The sequence below is a fragment of the Pokkaliibacter sp. MBI-7 genome, assembly GCF_029846635.1.
Lineage (GTDB): Bacteria > Pseudomonadota > Gammaproteobacteria > Pseudomonadales > Balneatricaceae > Pokkaliibacter.
In genome coordinates, this window is record NZ_JARVTG010000001.1 from 2310492 (window position 1) to 2336108 (window position 25617).

The following is a 25617-nucleotide window of genomic DNA, read 5'->3' on the forward strand; positions in this document are numbered from 1 at the left end:
TCACTCTATGGATAACTACTACAGCGACACCGCCTATCGTTTTAACCCCAAACAACACTATAACCAGGGGCATAAAGTCGATTCAGTCATCACAACAGAATTGATCAAAGCCAACAGCCAGGGCGGGCTGCCCCCCGCCTGGCTGGAATACGACAAACGTCTTCCACTCCATGGCGGAGAAGGCGACCGCGATGCCACTCCCGAAGATCTCACCACCGAAGACCTGCAAACGCTGCCGATGCGCCTTGATCACGAGATACTCAGGGGCGTGTCTTACGGTGAAGCCTCCTGGCTCTATGCCTTCGGCACCCTTGCTTATGCTATTGGCAAAGTGGGGACCATTGGTCTGGCTATTTGCAGTGTAATAGTTTTTTTCATTGCCGCAGCCCATGGCGCTGCTATCGAAGCAACACCTATTATTCTTACCATTGTAGGTATACCCGCTGCCCTATGGGGCGCGGGTAAAGCCGCCCTGCATCTGGGCAGCAACTTTATTTTTAATGCCATGCGCCCCTACTTTGACCTGAACCGCCGCACCGGCATGGTGACGATTTACAAAGGCAAAGGCCAGGTTCGCGCGCAGGTACCCTTTGCCGAGATGGCCGCCGAGCTGTCCATTATTCGTAACCATCAGGGCTTTGTTACTGCCTACAGCCTGTGGCTCAGGCAAACTGTTAAACCCCATGAAGATATTGCACTAAGCAGACTGTACGGTGCCGTAGGATCACAGCAGGAAGCACTGCGCCTGTGGGACTGCCTGCATACCTATATGGATATTAATCAGCCGCTGCCTGATTTACCCATGCTCGAAGCCTTCCGCCACCTCGACCCCACCACTGCCGCTTATGATCAAAAAACCAGACGCCCTCCACGCCGCTGGCGCGACCTCAGCGAAGAAGAGTTCAGGGCCAAAGCAGAAGCCATCAATACCGAACAACAGCAACGCTTTGCTCAGGCGTAAGAGGAACGTGCCAACCCCACACGGCGGTGCCCCCAGCGCCGCCGACTGGCAGCGCATTTTTGTCAATGGCGGCGGGTGGTAATAACGCGGAATCACTCTATGGATAACTACTACAGCGACACCGCCTATCGTTTTAACCCCAAACAACACTATAACGAGGGGCACATACCTCGCTCTCCGCTGGCAATGACTCTGCTCAAAACGACCTGCCAGGGCGGGCTGCCCCCCGCCTGGCTGGAATACGACAAACGTCTTCCACTCCATGGCGGAGAAGGCGACCGCGATGCCACTCCCGAAGATCTCACCACCGAAGACCTGCAAACGCTGCCGATGCGCCTTGATCACGAGATACTCAGGGGCGTGTCTTACGGTGAAGCCTCCTGGCTCTATGCCTTCGGCACCCTTGCTTATGCTATTGGCAAAGTGGGGACATGGCTGATAGGGATCGCGGGTTGTATCACGATGTTTATCATGCTTGCGCAAGGCTTTGGCATAAAAGCAATTCAAGGGTACTTAGTTTTACTTAGTATTCCTTTAACTCTATGGGGCGCGGGTAAAGCCGCCCTGCATCTGGGCAGCAACTTTATTTTTAATGCCATGCGCCCCTACTTTGACCTGAACCGCCGCACCGGCATGGTGACGATTTACAAAGGCAAAGGCCAGGTTCGCGCGAAGGTACCCTTTGCCGAGATGGCCGCTGAACTGGTCTCCGTCCCCAGTCATCAGGGCCTGATCATGTCGTACTTTCTATGGCTACGACAGACGGCTAAACCCCATGAAGATATTGCGCTAAGCAAACTTTACGGTGCCGTAGGATCACAGCAGGAAGCACTGCGCCTGTGGGACTGCCTGCATACCTATATGGATATTAATCAGCCGCTGCCTGATTTACCCATGCTCGAAGCCTTCCGCCACCTCGACCCCACCACTGCCGCTTATGATCAAAAAACCAGACGCCTCCCACGCCGCTGGCGCGACCTCAGCGAAGAAGAGTTCAGGGCCAAAGCAGAAGCCATCAATACCGAACAACAGCAACGCTTTGCTCAGGCGTGAGAAGAACTCACCAACCCCACACGGCGGTGCCCCCAGCGCCGCCGACTGGCAGCGCATTTTTGTCAATGGCGGCGGGTGGTAATAACGCGGAATCACTCTATGGATAACTACTACAGCAACACCGCCTATCGTTTTAACCCCAAACAACACTATAACCAGGGGCATAAAGTCGATTCAGTCATCACAACAGAATTGATCAAAGCCAACAGCCAGGGCGGGCTGCCCCCCGCCTGGCTGGAATACGACAAACGTCTTCCACTCCATGGCGGAGAAGGCGACCGCGATGCCACTCCCGAAGATCTCACCACCGAAGACCTGCAAACGCTGCCGATGCGCCTTGATCACGAGATACTCAGGGGCGTGTCTTACGGTGAAGCCTCCTGGCTCTATGCCTTCGGCACCCTTGCTTATGCTATTGGCAAAGTGGGGACATGGCTGATAGGGATCGCGGGTTGTATCACGATGTTTATCATGCTTGCGCAAGGCTTTGGCATAAAAGCAATTCAAGGGTACTTAGTTTTACTTAGTATTCCTTTAACTCTATGGGGCGCGGGTAAAGCTGCCCTGCATCTGGGCAGCAACTTTATTTTTACTGCCATGCGCCCCTACTTTGACCTTAACCGCCGCACCGGTATGGTGACGATTTACAAAGGCAAAGGCCAGGTTCGCGCGAAGGTACCCTTTGCCGAGATGGCCGCCGAGCTGTCCATTATTCGTAACCATCAGGGCTTTGTTACTGCCTACAGCCTGTGGCTCAGGCAAACTGTTAAACCCCATGAAGATATTGCACTAAGCAGACTGTACGGTGCCGTAGGATCACAGCAGGAAGCACTGCGCCTGTGGGACTGCCTGCATACCTATATGGATATTAATCAGCCGCTGCCTGATTTACCCATGCTCGAAGCCTTCCGCCACCTCGACCCCACCACTGCCGCTTATGATCAAAAAACCAGACGCCCTCCACGCCGCTGGCGCGACCTCAGCGAAGAAGAGTTCAGGGCCAAAGCAGAAGCCATCAATACCGAACAACAGCAACGCTTTGCTCAGACGTAAACAAGAAACGTGGCAGCAAATAGCCATAGCTCTATACGAGCCACAGTCAATTAGCGTTCCAACACATCTTTTTATGGTGACTCTTTATGTCCAGTAAATTTTCAAAAAGGCGCAGTTACACTGTGCTTTTATTAACCACAAGCTCAATAATCTTCATTTACATTTTATTAAAACAGTATTACTTCTACACCAAAGGGAAAGAATACTATGCCAGTGTATATTCAGATGTTATAAAAACTGAGAGAAAATCCACTCTAACAAGGCATGGTGAGAAAATAACAATAATCGATTACAGAAAATGTTACCTTGAAGCTGACAACTATCTTTTTACTCACATCACAACTGCATCAAACTGTTTTTCGGGATATAAAAAAACTGTCTTAATCATATCCCAAGATAGCTTTATATTTGGAACAAAAAAAGATGGCTATTTTGGCCTTCTGGTTAGTAACAACAGTTACTACTATCTAATTCTTTTTATTATAGTAATATTTTTCTGTTTGTTTTTTATATCAAAAGAAAATATAGACGCATCCAAAAGAAAATTAACACACCTGAAGATTAAATATATTATTCAAAGTTTTTTTACAAAGAAAATTACCGATCAAACTAAATTAAAAGAGGAGCTCTATGACACCTATTCTGAAACAGCTTACCGTTATAAGCCATCTTTCACAAAGAAAGAAAAGGAAAGCTGTGAAAATATCACATTGGGTCATAGAAAAAAACCAAATGGAATACCTTCAAATATACTTTTAATTCAACCAGAATCTATTACAGAAGATGAACATGTCACTATTACAACCAATAAAAGCAATTCAATTGAGATAGATGCTAGAAAAATAAAAATTCCTTACATTAAGCATTTTAGCTTGATCTCCATTGTAAATAGTGGATTAAATAAAGTACTATTTACCTTTAGTGCAATATTTTTTCTTTTAATAATTCCGGCGTGGGGAACTGGAAAAATAGATACAAAAATAGCGGCGACATATACGACTTTTATAGCAGCATTATTTCTCGGAAGGATACTGCCTGCAATATTTAATGGCTCTTTTTATGAAATCAATCGCTTCACTGGCATGATCACAATTTGGAAAGAAATGAGAGAATCGCAAAAGATGATCATTCCATTTGGAGAAATGAAATGCGTTATAAGACCTCACGCAATAAAGAAAGACAGTTTTGAGATCATCTTACTTTCAAAAAAAACCGGAGCAGACCAACTTGACCTCGCACCATTAAATGGTAAAAACCCAACAAAACTAGCAGAGGCTGAGCGGTTGTGGGAATTCGTACAGCAATTCATGGATGTTAGCCAGCCACTACCCGATTTACCCATACTCGAAGCCTTCCGCCACCTCGACCCCACCACTGCCGCTCATGACCGTCAAACTGAGCGCCCCCACGCCGCTGGCGCGACCTCAGCGAAGAAGAGTTCAAGGCCACAGCAGAAGCCATCAATGCCAAACAACAGCAACGATTCATTAAGGCATCACAACCACACAAAAACCGGGTGGCGTAAAAACCACAAAGCCAGCATCACGCTGGCTTGGTGGTTTCTATATATTCAATTACCGCTGTATTACTACGGCAGCAACGCGGTGCCCGATTACAGGTAGCGGCACAGGTAGGCGGTGTTTTCTGCCACCTGCAGATTGAACTTGCTGTTGCCGGGAACAAAGAAGGCTTCGCCTGCTTCGAAGGTGACCCACTCTTCCTCACCAGGCAGCTGCACGGTCAGCGCACCGCTGACGACAGTCATTTCTTCCGGCGCTTCGGTACCAAAGGTGTACTCACCGGCAGCCATTACACCCACGGTGGCGCGTCCGTCTGCAGTCTGGAAGCCGATGGATTGCACTTTACCGTCAAAATATTCATTCACATTAAACATAATGGACCTGTCGTTTAGTCACACGGTGGAGTAAGGCTGACCATAGTAGAGCCCCGGCCGGAGGCTGTCATCCGCCGCTCCGTGACTTTTTGTCTGGTCCATTAGGCTGACAAGGAAGGTTTTTTGCGATTTGTTGCAGCCTTGGCTTGTTATCCGCCTGAAGGCGGGTATAGGATCAGAAACGGGTGTTTTTGCTCACAATGTGATCACCCTTTCCCTTCCATTCACTCACGGAGGACTTCTTAGCCGGCTTGACTGACTCCATGCCAAAGCCCATACCGGACAAATATGGCATCCGCTTTGCTAAAGCAGTGAGTGAAGGTCAGATCTCTGATCTGACAGGCCTGTCGCGCTGACAGCCTTCACCGATGTGGCGTGGTTCTGGCGCCCAGACACAGGCGAAGTACAACCTCTGATGCCCGGCCCAGCACTGCGCAATGTGCCCGAAACAAATAACAGGTTCGGAAAAGTGTAGTTACGGCAGTTTGTAATTACGGAAATGTTGAATAGGGAGTGTGCATCCATGTCAGAAGTCTTTGCACTAAGTCCGTACCAGCCATACCCGGATTGTTTTGATGAGCTGGTCGATTCTGATGGTAACGCTCGCCCCCAGGCTTTACCCATCGCGCGTTTTATCTCTCAGAAGGGCGAAGAAGAACTGGTCCGTCGCCAGCAGCAGCTGGACGCCACCATCCAGTCCATGGGGGTGTCGTTTACGGTTTATTCCGACAGCCAGAATATTGATCGCTCCTGGCCACTTGATGTCGTCCCACGCACCATCTCCAGCACGGAATGGAAGCGCACCAGCGACGGTCTCAAGCAGCGCCTGCAAGCCCTCAATCTGTTTATCAACGATCTCTACAACGACCAGCGCATCCTCAAGGACAAGATTGTCCCCGCCGAGCTGATTCTTCACTCCAAGAACTTCCTTGCTCCATGTCAGGGCATGACCCCCGCGCACGGCGCATGGGCGCACATCTGCGGCACCGATCTGGTGCGTGATCAGGATGGCCAGTTCTATGTATTGGAGGACAACCTGCGGGTGCCGTCCGGCGTGTCCTACATGCTGGAAAACCGCACCGTAATGAAGCGTGTTTTCCCTGAGCTGTTTGCCGAATCGACGATCTATCCGGTCGACGACTATCCCCACCAGCTGTGGAAAACACTGGCGTCGCTGTCGCCCCGACAGGACATCACGCCTGTAGTGGTGGTGCTGACCCCCGGCATCTATAACTCGGCCTACTTTGAGCACAGTTATCTGGCCCAGCAGATGGGCTGCTATCTGGCGGAAAACTCTGACCTGTACGTCGACAATGACAAGGTCTATCTGCGCACCCTGCGCGGCCCGCGTCAGGTGGATGTCATCTACCGGCGTGTGGATGATATTTTTATCGACCCTGAAGTCTTCCGTAAGGATTCGGTACTGGGCATCAAAGGTCTGGTGCGCGCCTGGAAGGCAGGCAATGTTGCCATCGCCAACGCACCCGGCTCCGGCGTAGCTGACGACAAGGTTGTCTACGCTTTCGTACCCAAGATCATTGAGTACTACCTCAGTGAAAAACCACTGATCGACAACGTCCCCACCTATCTGTGCATGGACGACAAAGAGCGTGAATACGTGCTGGCCAACCTCGATAAGCTGGTGGTCAAACCCGCCAACGAGTCCGGTGGCTACGGTATTCTCATCGGCCCACGCGCCACCGACGAAGAACGCGCCAAGTGCGCCGAAGCCGTCAAGGCCAATCCACGTAACTTTATTGCTCAGCCCACCCTCAACCTGTCCACCGCCCCGACGCTCTGTGATGGCGTGCTGGAACCCCGTCATCTGGATTTGCGGCCCTTTATCCTGCAGGGCGCAGAGCTCTACTGCACCACCGGCGGCCTGAGCCGGGTGGCGCTGCGACGCGGCTCACTGGTGGTCAACTCCTCGCAGGGAGGGGGCAGTAAGGATACCTGGATAATTAACGACGAGGGCTGAAACCATGCTGGCACGTGTGGCTGAAAATGTTTACTGGATGGGTCGTTATCTGGAGCGTATCGACGATACCGCGCGCCTGATCAACGCCACCACTCATATGTTGATCGATTCACACAAGGACACCCGCTTCAGCTGGCCGGTGCTGATCAACGTTCTGGGCGAAGACAATCGCCGTTTTATCAGCGAAGGGGGTTCCAGCGAGCGTACGGTAATGCATTACCTGATTGCCGCGGAAGACAGCCCGGCGTCCATCCGCTTCTCCTGCACTCAGGTGCGTGCCAACGCCCGCTGCGTGAGGGAAGTTATCCCCCGTGATATCTGGGAAGAGGTGAATTCACTTAACCAGTTCATGCAGGCGGAATGCACCCAGGCTTCCAGCCGTCGCAAACGCTATAACCTGATGGTCGAAGTGGTGCGCCGCTGCCAGATGGTGATCGGCGTCATGGACGGCACCATGCTGCGCGACGACGCTTACCGGCTGTTCAATATCGGTCGTCATCTGGAACGGGCGGATATGACCACCCGTATCATGGATGTGCTGATTCTGCAGCAACTGACACCCGCCATGGGTCATCAGGGGCGGCGTGAAATTCAGTGGAATGCGGTGCTGAATGCGCTGGGTGGGGTGGAGTCCTACCAGCGGTATTACGCCCGCGAGGAAGGCGATTCCGACGTGATCGATTTCCTGCTGACCTACAAGGCCTTCCCCCGCTCCATCATGTACTGCCTCGACAAGATGCAGAATGAAGCCAAACTTCTACCCCGTGCTGACAGCCTGCTGCAGACTATTGAAAAGCTACGCAAAGAGTTAGACTCTGAGCCCCTGACGCAACTGTCGACCCACGACCTGCACTCCCTGATCGATGATCTGCAGGCCGGGCTGATCGACATTCACACAGCTCTGATTTCTGACTCCCTGCATACCCCGACGCGCTGACCCTGACAGGTCAGCTGGGTGTGCTGTTCATACGGATTAGGTAAGGCTCATTCATGATCCAGCAAGACGCGCCTTTGTCATTGGCTAATTTGACACAGGCATACCGACGCCGCGCCAAGGGCATGGATGAGTGGTTACCGCACGCCGAGGATGACAGCTGGTCTGACGTGCTGGGCTGGTTCACCGATCAGGGCAGCGACACCCTCGCTGGCCTGACCGCTGACCTTCAGCACCAGCTGCGCGAACACGGCGCCACCTTTGATCCGCAACGCCAGCAAAGCCGCACTGTTGACCTGCTGCCGTGGCTCATCGACCCGGCCGAATGGCAACAACTCGAGGCCGGACTCGGCCAGCGCAGACGCCTGCTGTCTGCGGTACTGCGTGACATTTATGGTCCGCAGGAGCTGCTCAAGCAGGGCATTCTGCCGCCAGAGCTGATCTATCGGAATGCCAACTACCTGCTGCCCTGTCATCACCTGCTCCCTGAGGAAAGCGAATGGCTGCTGCTGCTCGGCTGCGATATTGGCCGTGACAGTGCTGGTCGCTTCTGCGCCTACGGTGACTGCACACTGGCCCCCGGTGGTATGGGCTATGTGCTGGAAAACCGGGTGGCCATCAATCAGGTCATTCCCGAATTATCACGACGCTTTCAGAAGCGTCAGCTGGCCACCTTCTTCAAGCATCTGCAAAAGGCACTGGTGCCGCAGATGCCTTATTCCAGCGAACCGCTCATCGGCCTGATGACACGCAATTACCGTGACCGTCAGTATTTTGAACACGCCTTCCTTGCCAACTATCTGGATATTGCGCTCGTTCACGGTGCCGACCTGATGTACAAGGAAGGCCGCCTGTGGCTGAAGACCCTGAGTGGTCTGCAACCCCTGGATGCGCTGATGCGCTATATGCCTGATGCGCTCAGCGATCCGCTGGAGCTGGATGCCAGCGTCGCCGGCAGCCCCGGCCTGCTGCAGTGTATCCGGCAGGGCAATCTGTTGTGCTGCAACCCACCCGGCGTGGCCTTTATCGACAGCGGCGCCCTGCTGCCTTATATGGACATTCTCTGTGAGCACCTGCTGGAAGAGGAGCTGTTGCTACCCTCTGCCCCGGCCTACTGGTGTGGCGAAGAGAAGCATCTGGCACGAGTACTGAAACAGCTGGATGAGATGATCATCCATGATCTCGAGCGCCCCGGCGAGCTGATCGCTGTCGCCCAGATCAGCCGCAGCGAACGCGACGCGCTGGTGGAGCGACTGAATGCCGATCCGCAGCGTTATCTGGCCCGGCAGATATTGCCGCTCAGTACCTTACCGGTATGGCAACAGAACGAACTGCAGTCACGCAGTGTGGCGCTGCGCACCTTCGTACTCAGTCAGGAACAGAAAGATGTAGTGATGCCCGGCGGTCTGGCCCGCTGCCATGACCAGCCGGTGCAGCTACAGCTGGGTCTGGAAGCCAACTTCATGGCCAAAGATGTCTGGCTGCAGAGCCAGACCGATCAGCACATCAGTCTGCTGCACAGCGCCCTGACCAGCGTGCGCTTGTCGCGTAAGGCCGGGCTGCTGCCCAGCCGTGTGGCTGATCATCTGTTCTGGATGGGGCGTTACAGCGAACGCCTGAACCTCGCCTGCCGTGCACTGCGTGCCGCGCTGCCGCTGGTCAGCACCGTGGTCAAAGAAGAACAGGTGGCGACACTCACGCCGATGGTGGAGTTTGCCTGCACCATCAATGGTGGCACCTTTACCACCACGGATTCGCCTGATGAACTGACGGCTCAGCTGAGCAGCCTGTTTGCCCGTGACCGCCTCGATGGCCTGCTGGCGGTAATGCAGTCGCTGATCATGAATGCCCAGTCGGTGCGGGAGTTCTTCAGTGAAGATACCTGGCACGTGCTGGAGCGCTTGCAGCATGCCCTGAACAACTTCCCCGCGCAGGGCTCGACCTCACGCATGGTGCGGGCACTGGATGACGTCATCCTGCTGCAGTCGGCCATCTACGGTCTCAATAATGAAACCATGAGCCGTACCCAGACCCTGCGTTTTATGGACATTGGCCAGCATCTGGAGCGGGCGATGCAGACTACCGCCATGCTGGAGAATGTCTTCGTCAAATACCCGACACCGCCTGCCAGCCTGATGGAAGCCGTGCTGCGCATGGCTGATACCCTGATGACCTACCGCCGCCGCTACCGCACCGAGCTGCACCCCATCGCCATTATCGACCTGCTGCTGCTTGATGAGGGCACCCCGCGCTCGGTCGGCTACCAGTGCATTCGCCTCAAGCGGCAGGTCAACCATCTGCCGGATCGCGACTCCACCCTGCCCGGCCTCAACGCTGAACAGCGCCTGATGGTCGAGCTGGTTGCCCTGTTGCAGCTGGTGGATCTGGACGCCCTGATGAGCGAGGCAGGCAAACCGTCGGAACAGCTCGGTGATCTGCTGGGCCGCATCCAGACGCTGCTGAGTCAGCTGTCTGATGCCATCACGCTGGCGTATTTCAATCACGCCGACATTCCCAAACCCATCGTGCGGATCTGAGGGCTGAAGCACATGAAATACCAGATCAGCCACCTGACCCAGTATCACTACCTGCAGGACATCGCCAACTGCTACAACCTCAGCTGCCTGTCACCGCGCAAGCTGGCCTATCAGAAGACCCGCAAAACCCGGCTGGAAGTCTCCCCTTCGCCCAGCAGCCTGTACGATCATCTGGATTTTTTTGGCAACCGTCATACCTTCTTCCACGTCAACAAGCTGCATACCCAGCTGGAAGTGAAGGTCACCAGTCTGGTGGAAGTGCTGTCCCGTCTGGGCAGCCAGCAACTGGAAGAGTCCACGCCGTGGGAGGAGTTACTGGTTTATCTGGGCCACGCGACCGATACCCAGGCGCTGCATGCCCGCCTGCTGCGTACCGCTACCCGCATGACGCCGACGGATAAACTGTTTCGGGACTTTGCCATGGAAGTGTTCGAGCCCGGTATGCCTGTGCTGGAAGGGGCTAAACGTCTCTCCCATCGTATTTTCGATGAGTTTACCTATGACCCGGGCTTCACTACCCTCGCCACGCCGGTACATACCGTGCTGCAGCAGAAGCGCGGGGTGTGTCAGGACTTTGCCCAGCTGGCGATCAGCGCCCTGCGCTCGATGGGTATCCCGGCGCGCTATGTCAGCGGCTATCTGGAGACCATTCCGCCTCCCGGTCAGGAACGACTGGTCGGCGCCGATGCATCGCATGCCTGGTTTGCGGTATTTGATCCGATTCTGGGCTGGGTCGACTTCGACCCGACCAACGATCTGATCCCCGATGAACGCCATATCACGCTGGCCTTTGGCCGCGACTATGCCGATGTCGTGCCGCTGAAGGGTCTGATGAGTGGCGGCGGACAGCACCAGCTGACAGTGCAGGTTGATGTGATGCCGCTGGCAGATAGCGAAGGGCTGGGGTTATAACCCAGCCCGCTCATCAGCCATAAATAGAAAGAGTACCCCAACGCGCGCAAGACGTTTCAGACTGACTCCAGAAAGCCCCGCACACCCGACAAAATAATCTGCGCAGCCATCGCCGCCAGAATCAGGCCGGTGATCTTGCTGAGAATATTCAGCCCGGTCCGCCCCAGAATGCGCTCGAACACACTGCTCAGATGCAGCGTAATGGCCAGCCCGGCCAGTGCTGCCAGCATCCCCAGCAGCCCTATCATCACGTCCCAGCCTTTCAGCTCGGCACCGTACACCAGAATGGCACCAATCGTCGCCGGACCAATGATGGTCGGAATGGCCAGTGGCACAACGGAAATGTCATCCCGTTCCCCGGCGGGCATACCGGTGGCGTGGGTACGAATACCATCCCGCACCAGACTGACCGCAGACAGGAACAGCAGCACCCCGGAGCCAATGCGGAAGGAGTCGAGCGTAATGCCGAGAATCTCAAACAGCGTACTGCCAAAAAACAGCAGGATGACACTGATGGCCAGCGCGGCCAGTACCGCCCGATTGACCACCTTGCGCCGGCTGGCCGGGCTGTCGCCACGCGTCAGGGAGAGGAACATCGACACCACAAAGAACGGCGCATAGAGAAAGAAGAACTTGACCCAGGTAGCCACAAACAGGCTCATGACAGCAATCCTGCAGGATAGAGAAGTTGCCGTGAATTCTAGCTAACAGACAGTGATTTTTCCTATCAGCAGTCAATATAAAGAAGTAATAAACCAGGCAGGGCGTTAGTGGTCTTGTCAGAGGTGATGCAAAGATGATGAGGAGGTGGCAGGCGCCCTGGCTATCCAGCAGCGCCTGGCAAAGACCTCAGCGACGACTATTCGTCGAAGCAATAAAGGGCTGCGGCTTTGGCCAGATCCTTTTCCTCGCGCAGTTTTTCGATAGTACGACGGGCAAGCAGGGATTTGCGGGTCATGAACTTCTGTTTTTCCTGGCGTGCATCACGCTCCAGGTTCGCATAGATGTCAAAAAGCTGAGCCTGAACTTCGACAAGACGCTCTGACTGTTGCATAGACATGCCTCCTTAACATTGTTATATGCCCAGCACGTCTGACTCGATATGGCGCTGCGAAACCCGTCGGCGACAGTGTGACTCCAGCAGATAACGTCTTTCTTTGCCCTGTTCCGGTACAGCAGGTGCACCTACGCCCCAAAACTGTGAACACCGGTCATAAGCATCCGGACATATCCCGGGCAACACTCAAATGCTGTCTGCCAATCGCCAGCTTCACCTCATCCAGGGTCAGTTTGCTGGTTCAGTAGATAACTGCTGCAGTAGCTGATAGTTAAGACGCTTAATCGCACAAAACCCTGTTCTGCGTTGCTGACGTTTATTCCACCGTAGGAAACACGTCGGCACGTAACAGTACAGTCGATGCAAAGTATGTATATGCAAGATGTCAGCCACGTTACATGATCAGCAATTAATCAGCTTTCTTGTAACAAGGTAAATAATCAGGACGTACGCCATACGCATAGCAAATCGGCAAATGGCGCTGGAGGGGATGTCTGCAATACCCTGGAGGCCGGGAAAGAAAGCAAGCGAATCAACGCAGTAGCAGCGTCGCCGTGCTTCCATAGGTAACACCAGCAGGAGTCGGACAGGGTTTTCTGCGGAGTGGGCCGGCAGTCAGTCTTTCTTGATCGGGCGCCGGTCATTGACGCGCAGCGAGCGCAAGCCACGGCGAATCGTCTTCAGATGATCAATCAGCGTGGGGCCATGACGCATGGCAACTCCGACGGCCAGCACATCCATGACCACCAGATGGGCCACCCGCGAGGACATCAGGGTATTGAGATCCTTGTCTTCGGCCAGATCGATATGAATGGCAATATCAGCCAGATCCGCCAGAGGAGTATTGCCCGGACACAGGGTAATCACCGTGGCGCCGGAGTCCCGCACCAGACGGATGGAATGCAGTAAATCCTTGGTGCGCCCGGTCTGGGAGATCGCCAGCACCACATCCTGCTCACCCAGTGTCAGCGCAGAAATCGTCTGCATATGCGGGTCAGACAGCGCCGTGGATGACACCATCAGGCGATAAAACTTGTGCTGGGCATCCGCCGCCACCGCCGCCGAGGCACCAAAGCCCCAGAATTCCACACGACGCGCCTGTGCCATGGCATCGATAGCCTGCTCCAGCGTGTCGGGATCAAGGCTGTCACGCACATTGATCAGGTTGCCGACCGTGGACTCGAAGATCTTGTGTTTGAACTCTCTGACCGTGTCGGAGTTATTGAGGGAGAACTGCTCGAAATTGGTATTACTCGCCAGCACCTGCGCCAGACACAGCTTGAAATCCTGAAAGCCATCAAAATTGAGTGCCCGGCAAAAACGCACCACCGTCGGCTCGCTGACCTTGGCCTGTGCCGCCAGATCAACGATCCGCATATGGATCGCTTCATGCGGCTGTGCGAGCACGTAATCGGCGACCTTTTGCTCCGATTTGCGCATTTGTGGCTTGCTTTCAGCGATGTGCTTGAGAAGGTTTGGATGCTGCAAGGGTCTGTTCCTGGCCGTAATCCCTAGTGTCGGTATTATACACAAAGCCCCTCTGGCGCAAGGCGCCGATGTCAGGGGATTGTCAGTCCAATAGTCAGATTGCAGGCATGCATATGCCATGCTACTTTTCAGAACGTGACTATTTGTCCGTCGAGAGACAGTTGCAGGAAGTCAGGGCGTGCAGCGAGCCGCCGACCATTGTACCGGCAACCTCTACGTTCACTGTCTCACTCGTTTCCCGCAATAAGTTTCTACAACGATAATAACTGGACTATAAGGGAGATCCCCGTGAAACGTCGCGAGTTAATTAAAGCCCTTGGCGTGGGCGCAGCTGCTGGTGTTGTTGCCAGCGGTGCCAAAGCTGACGATAAAAAAGTCTACAAGTGGAAAATGGTTACCACCTGGCCAAAGAACTTCCCGGGCCTGGGGACTGGTGCGAACTATCTGGCCGAACTGATTGGCAAGATGACCAACGGCCAGGTACAGGTAAAAGTGTACGGCGCCAACGAGCTGGTCGGCGCACTGGAAATCTTCGATGCAGTTTCTCGCGGCACAGCCGAAATGGGTCATGGTGCCTCCTATTACTGGAAAGGCAAATCCCCAGCTGCCCAGTTCTTCGCTGCTGTTCCCTTCGGTCTGAATGCACAGGAAATGAACTCCTGGCTGTACCACGGTGGTGGTATGGATCTGTGGAAAGAAGTCTACGCCCCCTTTGGTTTGGTCCCCACCGCCGCCGGTAACACCGGTGTGCAGATGGGCGGCTGGTTCAACAAGGAAATCAACAGCGTTGAAGACCTGAAAGGCCTGAAAATGCGTATTCCTGGTCTGGGTGGCGAAGTGATCAAGCGTGCAGGCGGGACTCCGGTTCTGCTGCCCGGCGGTGAAATCTTCCCCTCACTGCAGTCCGGCGCCATCGATGCCACCGAATGGGTTGGCCCCTACAACGATATGGCTTTCGGCCTGCATAAAGCAGCCAAATTCTACTACTATCCCGGCTGGCATGAGCCAGGTACCACGCTGGAGTGCTTCATTAACCAGAAAGCACTGGAAGAGTTGCCCAAAGAGCTGCAGGAACTGGTACTGAATGCCTCGCGCATCGCCAACCAGGACATGCTGGCGGAACTGACGGCCAAAAATAACTCTGCACTGCAGGAGTTGGTCGAGAAGAACAACGTCCAGCTGCGTCGATTCCCCAAAGACGTTATGGCCGAGCTCAAGCGACTGTCTGATGAAGTAGTCGCCGAAGAGGCAAAACTGGATCCCGTCACCAAGAAAGTCTACGACTCCTTTATTGCTTTCCGAGAGCAGGCCATTAAGTGGCACGCGGTATCAGAACAGGCCTATCTGAACGCCCGTTCACCCGACACTATTGGTTGATTGATACACAGTGCCAGCACCCTGTGCTGGCACTTCCTGATCTGCCACACTTCCCAAGCCCTCACCTCCATACATACCGGTCTGCCAGTACTTGTTGTGTAGGCCTTGTCCACTGCGGCACGACATCTTGCCTTTACGGTCGTTTAGATACGGTCTATATCCTTTCTAGGGGTTGTTAAAGGTAGCCAGGCTTCGATCATCAGCTGACACAGTGAAACGTAAATACTGAACTCACCGGGTTAGTCATACTGTGGTGCGCGAATTGCTTGTGAGTTGCATGTGCTCGGGATCAGAGCAGCTGCCAGTTCATACGCATTAAAAACTTTTTACATCGCTATGAGGCAGCGGTGACCTTAAAGCGTCAGCAGAAGGGCGTATTTGCAAATCAAAACTTACATTTATAAACATAAAAACACATATTAAATTATTTATTAGCACTTGAGCATTCAAGGCTGGACATCCATCCAATCGATTTGAATAATAGCCACCGCTTAGCATTGCCCTTAATTCATGGCTCTTGTTCACATCGTATTCGCTGATGCCCCATTAGTTAGCAATTTTGGTACTGTTTAAACCAGATATTTATAAGCAAGCATTAAGCAAACAGACATATTTTATTTACTTAAACTTACACAAAAACACATTGAGCACATGCCAGGATGCCTATCGGGTCATTCAAGATAAGCAACGGGCAGGTGAGCAATGCCGTCACTGCCAAGGTGGCACGTGCAGTCGATTAACACGGCACGGCATACCACAACCAGAGAGACGTTCGCTCATGGAAAGACTTGCGAAAGATGCTGATGTTGAGGCTCTGGCCCTGCACAACAAGCGTCGGAACCAAGCACTACGTGAAAAGATTGATAAGGCCATTGAAGACCTGCCGCGAGAACGGCCAGGGTATTGCCCGTGGATACTGTCACGCCGCAAGCGCTACATTGATGCCTCCCTCGCTGCATTGGGCCTGCTGATCATGTCGCCCGCCCTGCTGGCGATTGCCTTACTGATCAAACTGACAAGCAAAGGCCCCGTGCTGTTTGTACAGCAACGTACCGGCTTTCGCGGACGCCGCTTTGGTATGTACAAATTCCGCACCATGGTGGTCAATGCCGAAGAACTGAAGGAATCGCTGCGCCATCTGAACAAACACGGCCCTAATTCCGTGGACTTCAAAGTCGATAAGGATCCACGCATCACCTCCATCGGCCATTGGTTGCGCTGTACCAGCCTTGATGAGTTGCCTAATCTGATCAATGTTGTGAAGGGGCAGATGCGTCTGGTTGGCCCCCGTCCCACCTCCTTCGATGCCCTGCGTTATCAGGATCATCATCTGGTAAGACTTAATGCCTATCCTGGTATCACCGGCTTATGGCAAATTTCCGGCAGAAGCAATGTCGACTTTGACGAGCGCGTATTGCTGGATCTGGCCTATATCAGCAAACAGAGCCCTTGGCTGGATTTCAAGATCCTGCTAAAGACCCCGATTAAAGTCATCAGCGGACACGGAGCAGGCTGATATGAATGGCAACAGCCGTATGTTGCAACACCTTGCCAAGGCACCCAGCGAGATCAATCTGGTCTCGACCATGCTGGATCCGGCACAACAGGTATTCCTGCTCACCTCTGCCGGCAGTCAAAGCGGTACTACCACCAGTGCCGTGACTCTGGCCAATCAACTGGCCAAGGCATCCATGGGCCAGGTGCTGCTGATTGATGCCAGCCTTTCCGCTACCAGCATTACCCAGCAGTCAGACCTGCGCCGCGTGCCCGGCCTGCTGGAGCTGCTGGAAAACCAGACCAGTGAACAACTGGCTGCCTCAGTTCTGTCATTTCCCGACCTGCCCTTTCATCTGCTGCCGTTAGGACAGCGCACTGCTCAGTCCGAACAGCTGATTCAGGAAAAGACCAGTCAGCTACTGAGCCTGCTCAAACGCCACTTCCGCTTTATCGTCATTGATGCAGATGCTGTCTATGCCTCGGCCGATACGCTGATCTTCAGTTCACTCGTTGATGGCGTCATTCTGGTCATTGGCGCCGAGGAAACCCGCTGGGAAGTGGCACAGGCAGCCACCCATCGGCTGACTCAAAACGGCGCCCATATCCTGGGTACGGTATTTAACCGACGCAAATATTACATGCCGAAATGGCTGTACGATCAGCTGTAACTACGGAGCTCGACAATGCGTTTTACCTTGGTAGTGCTACTGTTGTCCGCAGCCATGGCGGGCTGTTCAAGTCGGCCGGAGCTTATCTCCATGCCGGTATCTACTCCTACAGCGGATACCGCGCTATCTGAGACATTGCCGGTCGAGCAGATACTGCGACCACAGGATGTGTTTGACGTTATTTATCACTTCAGCAATGAGTCAGCACAGGCTTACCGCATCGAAGCCGGTGATCAGGTCGAGCTGAGCTTCCTGACCGCCCCCAACCTGAGTGGCTCGCGGCTGGTGATGCCGGATGGCACCATTCCCCTCCCCTACGTGGGCTCGCTGCTGGTTGCAGGCTTAACCGTAGAAAAAGCCAAGGATGCCGTACAGCTGGCCTATTCACGGGTACTGCAGCGGCCTGATGTATCGCTGGCCGTATCTCGCCCACAAACCGAGCTGGAAAATTTGCGTCAAACCCTGACCACACCCGGACAAGGCATGACCCGTAGCGTCACCGTCAGCAATGACGGCTATGCCAGCTTCCCACTCATCGGCAACATTCCTGTGCGAGGGCTGACCCTGTCCAAACTGCACAGCCGGGTTAATGATCTCTATCACCAGCGCAACAGCCAAATCAGTGTAGATGTCGTGCTACGCTCCACCGTTGCCAATGAAGTGTTTGTAATGGGCGAAGTACAGCAGCCTGGCGCCTACCCGATCCAGCGCCCGGTCTCTGTGCTAGAAGCGCTGTCGCTGGCCAGAGGCGCTACGATAGGAGCGCAGCTGGACTCGGTAGTAATCATGCGCCGAGCGGGCGATAAGGTAGAGGCCCGGGTCTACAACGCCAAGGATGTCATGGCGGGGAAGGCTGCCCAGTTTGCCTACCTGCAGCCTGATGACCTGCTCTATGTACCCAAGACCAAACTGGTGGCTGCCGCACAGCTGACCCGTCAACTGGCAGATGTCATCCTGTTCTCCGGGCTGAACTTCGGCTTGTCCTACAGTCTGTCTGATGACAACAGCAATAACTAAGGTGCTCTCGTGAATACGTCAGAAAACCATTTGCACGAGTTTCTGCGGATCTTTTTCGCCAACAAGCGACTGATCAAACGCACCTTTATCTATATGGCAATTCTGGTACTGATCCTGCCTGCCTTCATCAAGGAGTCGTACGACATCTCTGCACAGGTCGTGGTGCAGTCAAAGAAACTTTCCCAGGCTGATGCCAGCACTTCCTTGAATGCCGATACCGATAAGTTCGTGCCACCGACACTGGCCGACATGGAAACGGAAAGCACCATGCTGCGCTCACCAGGGCTGATGCGTAAAACCATTGAGCAGATGTTGCAGGAAGGCTATTTCGCTCCCGAAGACAGCCTTCTCAATACCTGGGTCAAGCAGCCACTGAAAAACTATGTCATTACCCCTCTGAGGACGTTGATCGGAAGCAATGAAGAAAAGCGTGATACCCGGGTAGAAAACCTGACTGAGATGATGCTGAACTCACTCAATGTAGTCACTCTGCCGGGCTCAAACGTGGTGTCTGTTACCTACTCGTCATCGAATCCAGCGTTAGCCGTTGATTTGGTCAATCGCCTGCTCGACACCTACATGAGCACCCGTCAGGAAATGCAGTCCGCCGACCTGCCTTCGGCTTTCTATGAACAGAAACGCAACCAGTACCAGAAGCAGTTGCAACACCTGCAGCAACAGCGGCTGGATCTACTGCGGAACAACAACGTATCTGACCCAGCAGTCGAGATTTCTTTCAATCTGCAGGCCATCAACAGCGAAGAACAGGCGCTTAGCGGCCTGAACGACCGCCTGCTGGAAAGCCAGCACTGGCTGAATTACCTGCAAAAAAATCTGGACGCCATGAAGAAGGCCGACCTCACCCAGGCCGCCTTTCCCTATACCTTCAGTAGTACACAAAACGGCCTGACCTACGATGATGCCGAGATTCGCCAGCTGACCACCCTGCTTACCACCCAGATCAACGAGTATGGCGACACCACTGCCACCTTTAAATCCGGTAGCTTGCCCGTCAAGCAGCAGAGTGACCAGATACAGCGTACCCGCAGTCAGTTGCTTAACGTTATCGCCAACCGTATTGATGAACGGCAAAACGATATAAGAGTGATGCAGGATGTGGTGACACAGAAAACCTCACGTATCGCGTCCTATAAAGAGCGCATTCTCAAACTGCAGGATGTACAGGCACAACTGGATCGGCTGACCACCGACCTCAACGCCCTGCAAACGGTGTATGCCGCCTATACCCAACGTTTCGAGGAAAGCCGCACGCAGCAGGTACTGGATGATCAGAATGCATCCAATGCCAAGATTCTTAGTCGGCCCTTTATTCCTACCCTGCCATCTACACCGGGAGCTCTCAAGGTCATCATTTCTGGCCTGATCGCGGCCGCCTTCCTGTCCCTCGCGCTGGGTTATATTCGCGAATTCTTCGATCATCGCTTCAAGCATCCGGCACAGGTGCAAGGTAAGCTGCAGTTACCCGTCTTACTGGTCATCAATGATCAGGCACCGGCGGAAGTCAACCCGCACAAACGTGGCAGCATCAAATGGTTCAGGTACTGGATGAACCACTGATGAACCTGCCCACTATCATACATCTGATAAGCAGCAGCGAATTCTATGGCGCCGAACGGATGTTACTGGACCACTGCCTGACCACCCCCGGCCAGCACCGGGTGGTGCTGATTCAGGGGCCTGACGCCCTGCGCCAGCGATTTACTGCTGCAGGCGTAGACTGTAGCAGTTGTGCAAACTTTGCCAGCTGGCGTCAGCTGTTGCAGCAGATGCCCGATACCCCCTGCATCATCAATGCCCATAACTTCAAAGCCCAGGTGTGGGCCTGGCTATCAGGCTTGCTCGACCGCCAGCCGGTGATATTTACCCAGCATGGTTTCACCCCCCGTAGCCGCAAACAGCGGCTGTATACCTGGGCCAGCCTGCAGATGTGCAAGTTCCCCTGGATAAAACGGGCAGTATGTGTCGCGGACAGCGTGGCGCGCATCCATACTGCCCATCGGGTCCAGCCACAGAAGCTGACAGTCATCCCCAATGGCATGCATGCTCCTGACCAGCCGCCAGCCACGCGCCGTCGCCTCGGCCCAACCAGCCTGATTGGCTTTGTCGGACGCCTGAGTGGCGAGAAAGGCCCCGACCTGTTTCTTGATGCCCTGATCCCGTTGTGCCAGACATACCCTCAGCTACGCGCCGTCATGCTCGGAGAGGGCCCAGAGCAGAGTCATCTGGAGGAGCGTATCAAGGCGCAGCAACTACAGGCACAGGTCACCCTGCCCGGTTACCAGCAGGATATGGTCTCATGGTTGCAACGACTGGATATTCTGGTGATCAGTTCACGCACCGAAGGCACACCCATGATATTGCTGGAGGCGATGGCCGCCGGTGTGCCAGTCGTCTCTTTTGCCGTAGGAGGGATTCCCGATGTGCTTGACGATGGCCACAGTGGCCTGCTGGCACCGGCGCTGGATACTCAGACTCTGCAACAGCATCTGACCACCCTACTGGAGCGGCCAGAACTAGGACCACACTTAGCCCAGTCAGCCTTTACCGTATTAAAACAGCGTTATGACCTGCCTGAGCTGGTCAAACAATGGAGTGCGGTCTATCAGTCTCTCTGCGGGAGTCAGGCCAAGTGATCGCTACGGTCGCGCTGTTTGCCCTGCTGCTGGCGAGTTGCATAGGGATATTGCTCAGCCCTTCACCAGAGCTGGCTCCCATGATTGTCCCCTTACTGGTGGCCATGATAGTCGCTTACAAAAAGCCAGAATGGGTGCTTATGGCCAGCGTGTTATGTATCCCGTTTGAAGGCGCCTTTGGGATAGATATCAGCGCCAATAAATTTCTTGCGCCGCTGTTCCTCATTCTGGCTATGCAGATATCACTCAAACAGATTCCCTTCCATCAACTACGCAGCAATCTGTGGCTCAGCCTCAGTGCATTTATGCTGTTCTATGTGTTAAGCCTTTGGTACTCGCAAGCGCGACCATTGTCTCTCCTCACTCTGCGCGAGCTGTTGCTGAGTCAGATCTGTTTTGCGGCCACTATCATTCTTGCCCCCAGACTGAATCTGTTGTTGTTAGCCAAAGGTATTGCGCTGGGAGCCGCCTTCACCTTCCTCATCACAGACCCCAACGCCGCCGCCAATGGCCGTGAGGCCGGATTCGCTGGTGACCCAAACTACTACGCACTACTGGTGGATGTCGGTATCGTCTTTACGCTGCTGCTGGTGACCTCCAAATGTCACTGGATGGAGCGCCTGCTTTGGATAGGCATTCTGCTCATTTTGACCAAAGGTTTAGTCCGCACTGAGTCACGCTCCGGATTGGTGGTACTGGCTCTGGTGATGCTGGTCTGTCTCTGGCACTACCGGTATTTGCTCAGACATTTGCATCCGAGGCACTTTGGTTTTGCACTCCTTGGAGTGATCATTCTGGCAGGAGCCGCCAGCATCATGGTGCCCACGAAGTATATTGAGCGCATAGAGTCACTGGCCTCGCTTGCTTCAGGCCCCAGTGTTGCGCAAGACGCATCACTGGGCCGACGCACCTCATACCTGATCGTCGGTTTGCAGGTCGTTGCCGACCACCCTCTTTTCGGGACAGGGCCGGGCACGTTCCCACTCAATTACGCCCGCTCAAGTTATGCCGCAGCCTTCTCACACTCGCCAGATCGCATGGACCTGTATCGTGTCGCCCACAACACTTATATGCAGATGGCAGCAGACACCGGACTACCAAGTACCATCACGTTCGTTAGCCTGTTCTTGCTGGCCTTTCGCAATTATTACTCCGCCCGTAAACACTTCCTCAAAAATGGCCAACAGCAGGAAGCTAACCTGATGACACACTACGGCCTGGCTTTGATGACAACCTCCATCTTTATGCTGTTCCTCAATGCGCCAGAGCATAAATACATTTGGTTCTTTATCGCCTTGTCCAGCTTTGCCGCACACCTCACCCAACAACATAAACTACCCACCGACGCACCGCTAAAGGGGATGTCATGAGCACCATAAGCATCATCATCCCCATGTATAACGAGGCCCGCCATATCGAGCGAACGCTGCGGGCAGCGCGTCTTGCGGCAGATCATGCAGGGATCCGTTGTGAGCTGCTGGTGATGGACAATGGCTCGCAGGATAACGGCCCTGCTCTGGCTGCTGCCCTGGGTGCCAGCGTCATCAGTTACCCTGGCATCGTCGTTGGTGCACTACGCAACCGGGGGATGGCCGCTGCCAGCGGTGACTATCTGGCGTTTTTAGATGCCGATATTGAAGTCCCCCTGGACTGGCTGGCACTCAGCCTCGACGCCATAGCTCACCAGCAAGGCGACATGGTAGCCCTCTCGCTGACCACCCCCGCTGCTGCTCCCTGGTTTGCCCACACATGGCAGGCGCGCAATCACCTTACCCACGTACCCGTGCGCGATATGCAGTGGCTGTCGGTCTGCAATGTCGTTCTGAAGCGAGAGTGGATCAGCAAAGCAGGAGGCTTCGATGAGCAATTGCAGAGCGGTGAAGACAAAGAGTTCAGTCTGCGCCTGCGTAAGGCCGGGGCAAAGCTCATCTGCCTGACCCGTCCGCCAGCGCTGCACTGGGGTTATGAAGGTAGCTGGCGGGAATGGATTGGTAAGGAACTATGGCGTCAAGGGAGCAATGTGCAACTGCTGCAGCAGGAGCGCCAATGGCGTGTACTGCGCTTCCCTCTGCTGTCGATCCTGTGCTGGCTGCTGACACTTTATGGAGTGCTGGGTTTTATCTGGGGGAATACCTGGTCTGGCCTGCCTGCTCTCAGCATGAGCCTGACACTGCCATTACTGCTGAGCCTGCGCCAGACGCGCTGGCACCGAGACCCATTACTGACACTAAGACTGTGGCCCCTGCACTGGCTCCGTCTGCATCTGGCAGCCGTCGCGTTGTTGCTGGGACTGATCCGCTACCAGGCGAGGAGGCCGGAACGTGGCTGAGATTATTTTTTGGCTGAGCCTGCTGATTCCTTTCTACGCCTATATCGGCTTTCCCCTGGGACTGGCCATAATGGCAGCATTCAAGCCTCGGCAAATCGTCCTGGCGCCACACCCTCAGTCCATCAGCATCATTGTTGCTGCCCATAATGAAGAGCGGCACATTGAGGGCAAGATCAAAAGCCTGCTTGAGCAGGACTATCTCCCTTCTGCACGACAGATCATTATTGCCAGCGACGGCTCTACGGACGACACCGTTGCCCTGGCCCGAACATTCAACCATCCCGATATACTGGTGCTGGACTTACCCAGACAGGGCAAACAAGCCGCATTAAACACTGCTGTGCAGTACGCCTCTGGTGATGTGTTGGTGTTTACCGATGCAGACAATCAGTGGTTTCCCTCTACGCTGGGAGCGCTGATGGCACCGTTCAGTGACACAGCCGTGGGTGCCACCGGAGGGAATATGATTATCGCCAAACCCGGCCACGCGCTGAGTCAGGGCGACAGCCTCTACCGCCGCTACGAAGCCTGGATACGCAGGGCGGAAAACCAGACCGGCTGTACCGTCGCCTTGGATGGCGCCCTATTGGCTATCCGCCGGTCACTATTTCAAGCTATTCCTTCCGACGTGAATGATGACTTCTTTATCAGCACCTGTGCCCCTGCAGCGGGCAAGCACCTTGTCTATGTGGATGCAGCCAAAGTCCTTGATGAAGGCGTGGACGAAACCAACAAGCAATTCAGTCGTCGGCTCAGAGTCACGCTGGGCGGCCTGCAAAGCCTGGCCTATCGTAAACAATTGATGAATCCACTGCGATTTGGCGGCTATGCGGTGGCACTGATCAGCCACAAGCTGATACGCCGTCTGGCTCCTTTGTTATTGATTCCTCTCATACTTAGTAATCTTGCCCTGTGGCAACATCATGGTTTTTATCAAACCGCCCTACTATGTCAAATAGCGGCCTATGCTGTGGCAATCGTCGGATTACTGGACCATACCAAGCGACTCCCCAAGCCTTTTCGACTGGCAGGCTATACCCTGATCTCACTGTCTGGAATGGCCATTGCGGTGATCCAGTTCATCTTTGGCAAACGCCTGAAAATGTGGAATCCACAGCAGAATAGATGAGGCATCTCACCATGCTAAAACGCGCCTTGAAGATGGCTGCTGGCGCTCTCTACCTGCGCTCGGGCTCAGGTAAACAGGCGCTGGCCAACCGTGCTGTGATCCTGATGCTACATCGCGTGGTGGAGAGTGATGAGGCTGCCTCCCTACCTCATCGCAACGAACTATGTGTTGGTCAGCACCGCTTTGACCGCCTGCTCGGCTGGCTCAAACGCCATTTCGACATCTGTGAGCTGGAGCCGCTGCTGACCACTCCTTCCTCCTCTGATCGACCGCGTCTGGCGCTGACCTTTGATGATGGCTGGCATGACAATGCCACCCTGGCCTTCCCCATATTGCAACGACATCAGGTACCCGCCAGCATTTTCCTTTCCACCGACTTTATAGGCACCCGGCAAGGGTTCTGGTGGGAAAGTATTGGGGAAACCCTGTGGGGGAGTTTCGGCTCAGCCGCGATCGACAGCTTACTGCCACGGCTGGCCACCTCCGATAAACCTGTACCTGAGCACCTGAGGTCGATGCCACAAAATGCAGACCGAAGCCGCCTGGTTATGCGCTATCTGGCCAGCCTTAAAGACCTGCCTGCACCGACCTTACAAGCTCTGGCAGACAGCTGCCCGCTGTCGGACCCGCCGCAGGCCATGAGCTGGGCTCAGGTCACCGAGCTTGAACAGAGTGGCCTGATTCGCTTTGGTGCCCATGGAGCGAGTCACGCCTTGCTCGACCGCTTGTCACCATCGCAACTGGAACAAGACATCAGCCGCAGCCTGGCAGCCATTGCCAGCCACTGCCAGCAGCCACTGCCGATATATTGCTATCCCAATGGCAATTACAGCGCCTCAGTCACGGCCTGTATTCAGCAGCATGCCCTGCCTTTTGCGCTGAGCACACGAGCGGGGATCTACAGCGCTCAATCCTCACTGCCCTATGGTCTGCCCCGTATAGGGATCAGCCAGGCGGTGGCAGCCGCGCCCGCCCTGCTAGGCTGGCGAATCCAACAAGCTGGCCGACCTCATCACTAACCCAAGGAGCCATCAAACAACCAAAGGACCTCCCCTCTCCCAGACACTGAGTTAAAAAGC

General features: G+C 54.5%; 22 protein-coding genes. 18 read left to right on the top strand and 4 right to left on the bottom strand.

Going from position 1 to position 25617, the window contains the following annotated elements:
• The first annotated feature begins 7 nt into the window (after positions 1 to 7).
• From QCD60_RS10340 to QCD60_RS10355, 4 genes are all read left to right on the top strand, one after another.
• Positions 8 to 961 carry a hypothetical protein gene (locus QCD60_RS10340; RefSeq protein WP_279784927.1) on the top strand — a complete coding sequence of 318 codons (954 nt, stop codon included), beginning with the start codon at positions 8 to 10 and terminating at the stop codon, positions 959 to 961.
• A gap of 99 nt (positions 962 to 1060) precedes the next feature.
• The gene (locus QCD60_RS10345) at positions 1061 to 2014 is read left to right on the top strand and encodes a hypothetical protein (RefSeq protein WP_279784929.1); all 954 of its coding nucleotides are present in this window, start codon (positions 1061 to 1063) and stop codon (positions 2012 to 2014) included.
• A 99-nt stretch (positions 2015 to 2113) separates the two neighbouring features.
• Positions 2114 to 3067: a hypothetical protein gene (locus QCD60_RS10350; RefSeq protein ID WP_279784931.1), complete on the top strand. Its 954-nt coding sequence runs from the start codon at positions 2114 to 2116 to the stop codon at positions 3065 to 3067.
• Between the two features lie 86 nt (positions 3068 to 3153).
• Positions 3154 to 4689 (top strand): hypothetical protein, encoded by a 1536-nt coding sequence (locus QCD60_RS10355; protein ID WP_279784933.1) that lies wholly within the window; start codon positions 3154 to 3156, stop codon positions 4687 to 4689.
• Here the strand turns inward: QCD60_RS10355 and ppnP are convergent.
• Complete coding sequence (gene ppnP, locus QCD60_RS10360; protein ID WP_279784935.1) at positions 4680 to 4961, bottom strand: pyrimidine/purine nucleoside phosphorylase; 282 nt, start codon at positions 4959 to 4961, stop codon at positions 4680 to 4682. The two genes, QCD60_RS10355 and ppnP, sit on opposite strands and share 10 nt — an antisense overlap.
• A 523-nt stretch (positions 4962 to 5484) precedes the next feature.
• On the opposite strand from ppnP, the gene QCD60_RS10365 reads away from it, so the two are divergent.
• Genes QCD60_RS10365 through QCD60_RS10380 form a run of 4 tightly spaced genes read left to right on the top strand, consistent with a single transcriptional unit; the run spans position 5485 to position 11322 of the window.
• Complete coding sequence (locus QCD60_RS10365; RefSeq protein ID WP_104153275.1) at positions 5485 to 6939, top strand: circularly permuted type 2 ATP-grasp protein; 1455 nt, start codon at positions 5485 to 5487, stop codon at positions 6937 to 6939.
• A gap of 4 nt (positions 6940 to 6943) precedes the next feature.
• A complete protein-coding gene (locus tag QCD60_RS10370; RefSeq protein WP_279784938.1) occupies positions 6944 to 7876 on the top strand; it encodes an alpha-E domain-containing protein in 933 nt (310 codons plus the stop codon).
• A 53-nt stretch (positions 7877 to 7929) separates the two neighbouring features.
• Complete coding sequence (locus tag QCD60_RS10375; protein WP_279784940.1) at positions 7930 to 10410, top strand: circularly permuted type 2 ATP-grasp protein; 2481 nt, start codon at positions 7930 to 7932, stop codon at positions 10408 to 10410.
• 12 nt (positions 10411 to 10422) lie between these two features.
• A complete protein-coding gene (locus tag QCD60_RS10380) occupies positions 10423 to 11322 on the top strand; it encodes a transglutaminase family protein (RefSeq protein WP_279784942.1) in 900 nt (299 codons plus the stop codon).
• A gap of 56 nt (positions 11323 to 11378) precedes the next feature.
• Here the strand turns inward: QCD60_RS10380 and QCD60_RS10385 are convergent, their stop codons facing one another.
• From QCD60_RS10385 to hexR, 3 genes are all read right to left on the bottom strand, one after another.
• The gene (locus QCD60_RS10385; RefSeq protein WP_279784944.1) at positions 11379 to 11984 is read right to left on the bottom strand and encodes a MarC family protein; all 606 of its coding nucleotides are present in this window, start codon (positions 11982 to 11984) and stop codon (positions 11379 to 11381) included.
• Positions 11985 to 12181: 197 nt separating this feature from the next.
• Entirely contained in the window at positions 12182 to 12376 is a 195-nt protein-coding gene (locus tag QCD60_RS10390) for a hypothetical protein (RefSeq protein ID WP_104153289.1), read from the bottom strand.
• Between the two features lie 618 nt (positions 12377 to 12994).
• Complete coding sequence (hexR, locus tag QCD60_RS10395; protein WP_279784946.1) at positions 12995 to 13867, bottom strand: transcriptional regulator HexR; 873 nt, start codon at positions 13865 to 13867, stop codon at positions 12995 to 12997.
• A gap of 288 nt (positions 13868 to 14155) precedes the next feature.
• Here hexR and dctP point away from each other — a divergent pair, with 288 nt between their 5' ends.
• The 10 genes from dctP to QCD60_RS10445 all read left to right on the top strand — a co-directional run bounded on the left by dctP (position 14156) and on the right by QCD60_RS10445 (position 25557).
• On the top strand, positions 14156 to 15244 hold the full coding sequence (gene dctP / locus QCD60_RS10400) for a TRAP transporter substrate-binding protein DctP (protein ID WP_279784948.1): 1089 nt from the start codon (positions 14156 to 14158) through the stop codon (positions 15242 to 15244).
• A 778-nt stretch (positions 15245 to 16022) separates the two neighbouring features.
• On the top strand, positions 16023 to 16760 hold the full coding sequence (locus tag QCD60_RS10405; protein ID WP_104153295.1) for a sugar transferase: 738 nt from the start codon (positions 16023 to 16025) through the stop codon (positions 16758 to 16760).
• 1 nt (position 16761) lies between these two features.
• Positions 16762 to 17409 (top strand): CpsD/CapB family tyrosine-protein kinase, encoded by a 648-nt coding sequence (locus tag QCD60_RS10410; RefSeq protein WP_279784951.1) that lies wholly within the window; start codon positions 16762 to 16764, stop codon positions 17407 to 17409.
• A 15-nt stretch (positions 17410 to 17424) separates the two neighbouring features.
• Complete coding sequence (locus tag QCD60_RS10415; protein ID WP_279784953.1) at positions 17425 to 18426, top strand: polysaccharide biosynthesis/export family protein; 1002 nt, start codon at positions 17425 to 17427, stop codon at positions 18424 to 18426.
• Between the two features lie 9 nt (positions 18427 to 18435).
• Positions 18436 to 20004, top strand: a complete 1569-nt coding sequence (locus QCD60_RS10420; protein ID WP_279784955.1) for a Wzz/FepE/Etk N-terminal domain-containing protein — start codon at positions 18436 to 18438, stop codon at positions 20002 to 20004.
• Positions 20004 to 21080: a glycosyltransferase family 4 protein gene (locus QCD60_RS10425; protein ID WP_279784957.1), complete on the top strand. Its 1077-nt coding sequence runs from the start codon at positions 20004 to 20006 to the stop codon at positions 21078 to 21080. The genes QCD60_RS10420 and QCD60_RS10425 overlap by 1 nt, the downstream gene beginning before the upstream one ends.
• The gene (locus QCD60_RS10430) at positions 21077 to 22450 is read left to right on the top strand and encodes an O-antigen ligase family protein (protein ID WP_279784959.1); all 1374 of its coding nucleotides are present in this window, start codon (positions 21077 to 21079) and stop codon (positions 22448 to 22450) included. Before QCD60_RS10425 ends, QCD60_RS10430 begins: the two co-directional genes overlap by 4 nt.
• On the top strand, positions 22447 to 23409 hold the full coding sequence (locus tag QCD60_RS10435) for a glycosyltransferase (RefSeq protein WP_279784961.1): 963 nt from the start codon (positions 22447 to 22449) through the stop codon (positions 23407 to 23409). The genes QCD60_RS10430 and QCD60_RS10435 overlap by 4 nt, the downstream gene beginning before the upstream one ends.
• Positions 23402 to 24538 (top strand): glycosyltransferase family 2 protein, encoded by a 1137-nt coding sequence (locus QCD60_RS10440; RefSeq protein WP_279784963.1) that lies wholly within the window; start codon positions 23402 to 23404, stop codon positions 24536 to 24538. Before QCD60_RS10435 ends, QCD60_RS10440 begins: the two co-directional genes overlap by 8 nt.
• Before the next feature lie 11 nt (positions 24539 to 24549).
• Positions 24550 to 25557 (top strand): polysaccharide deacetylase family protein, encoded by a 1008-nt coding sequence (locus QCD60_RS10445; RefSeq protein ID WP_279784965.1) that lies wholly within the window; start codon positions 24550 to 24552, stop codon positions 25555 to 25557.
• Positions 25558 to 25617: the final 60 nt, after the last annotated feature.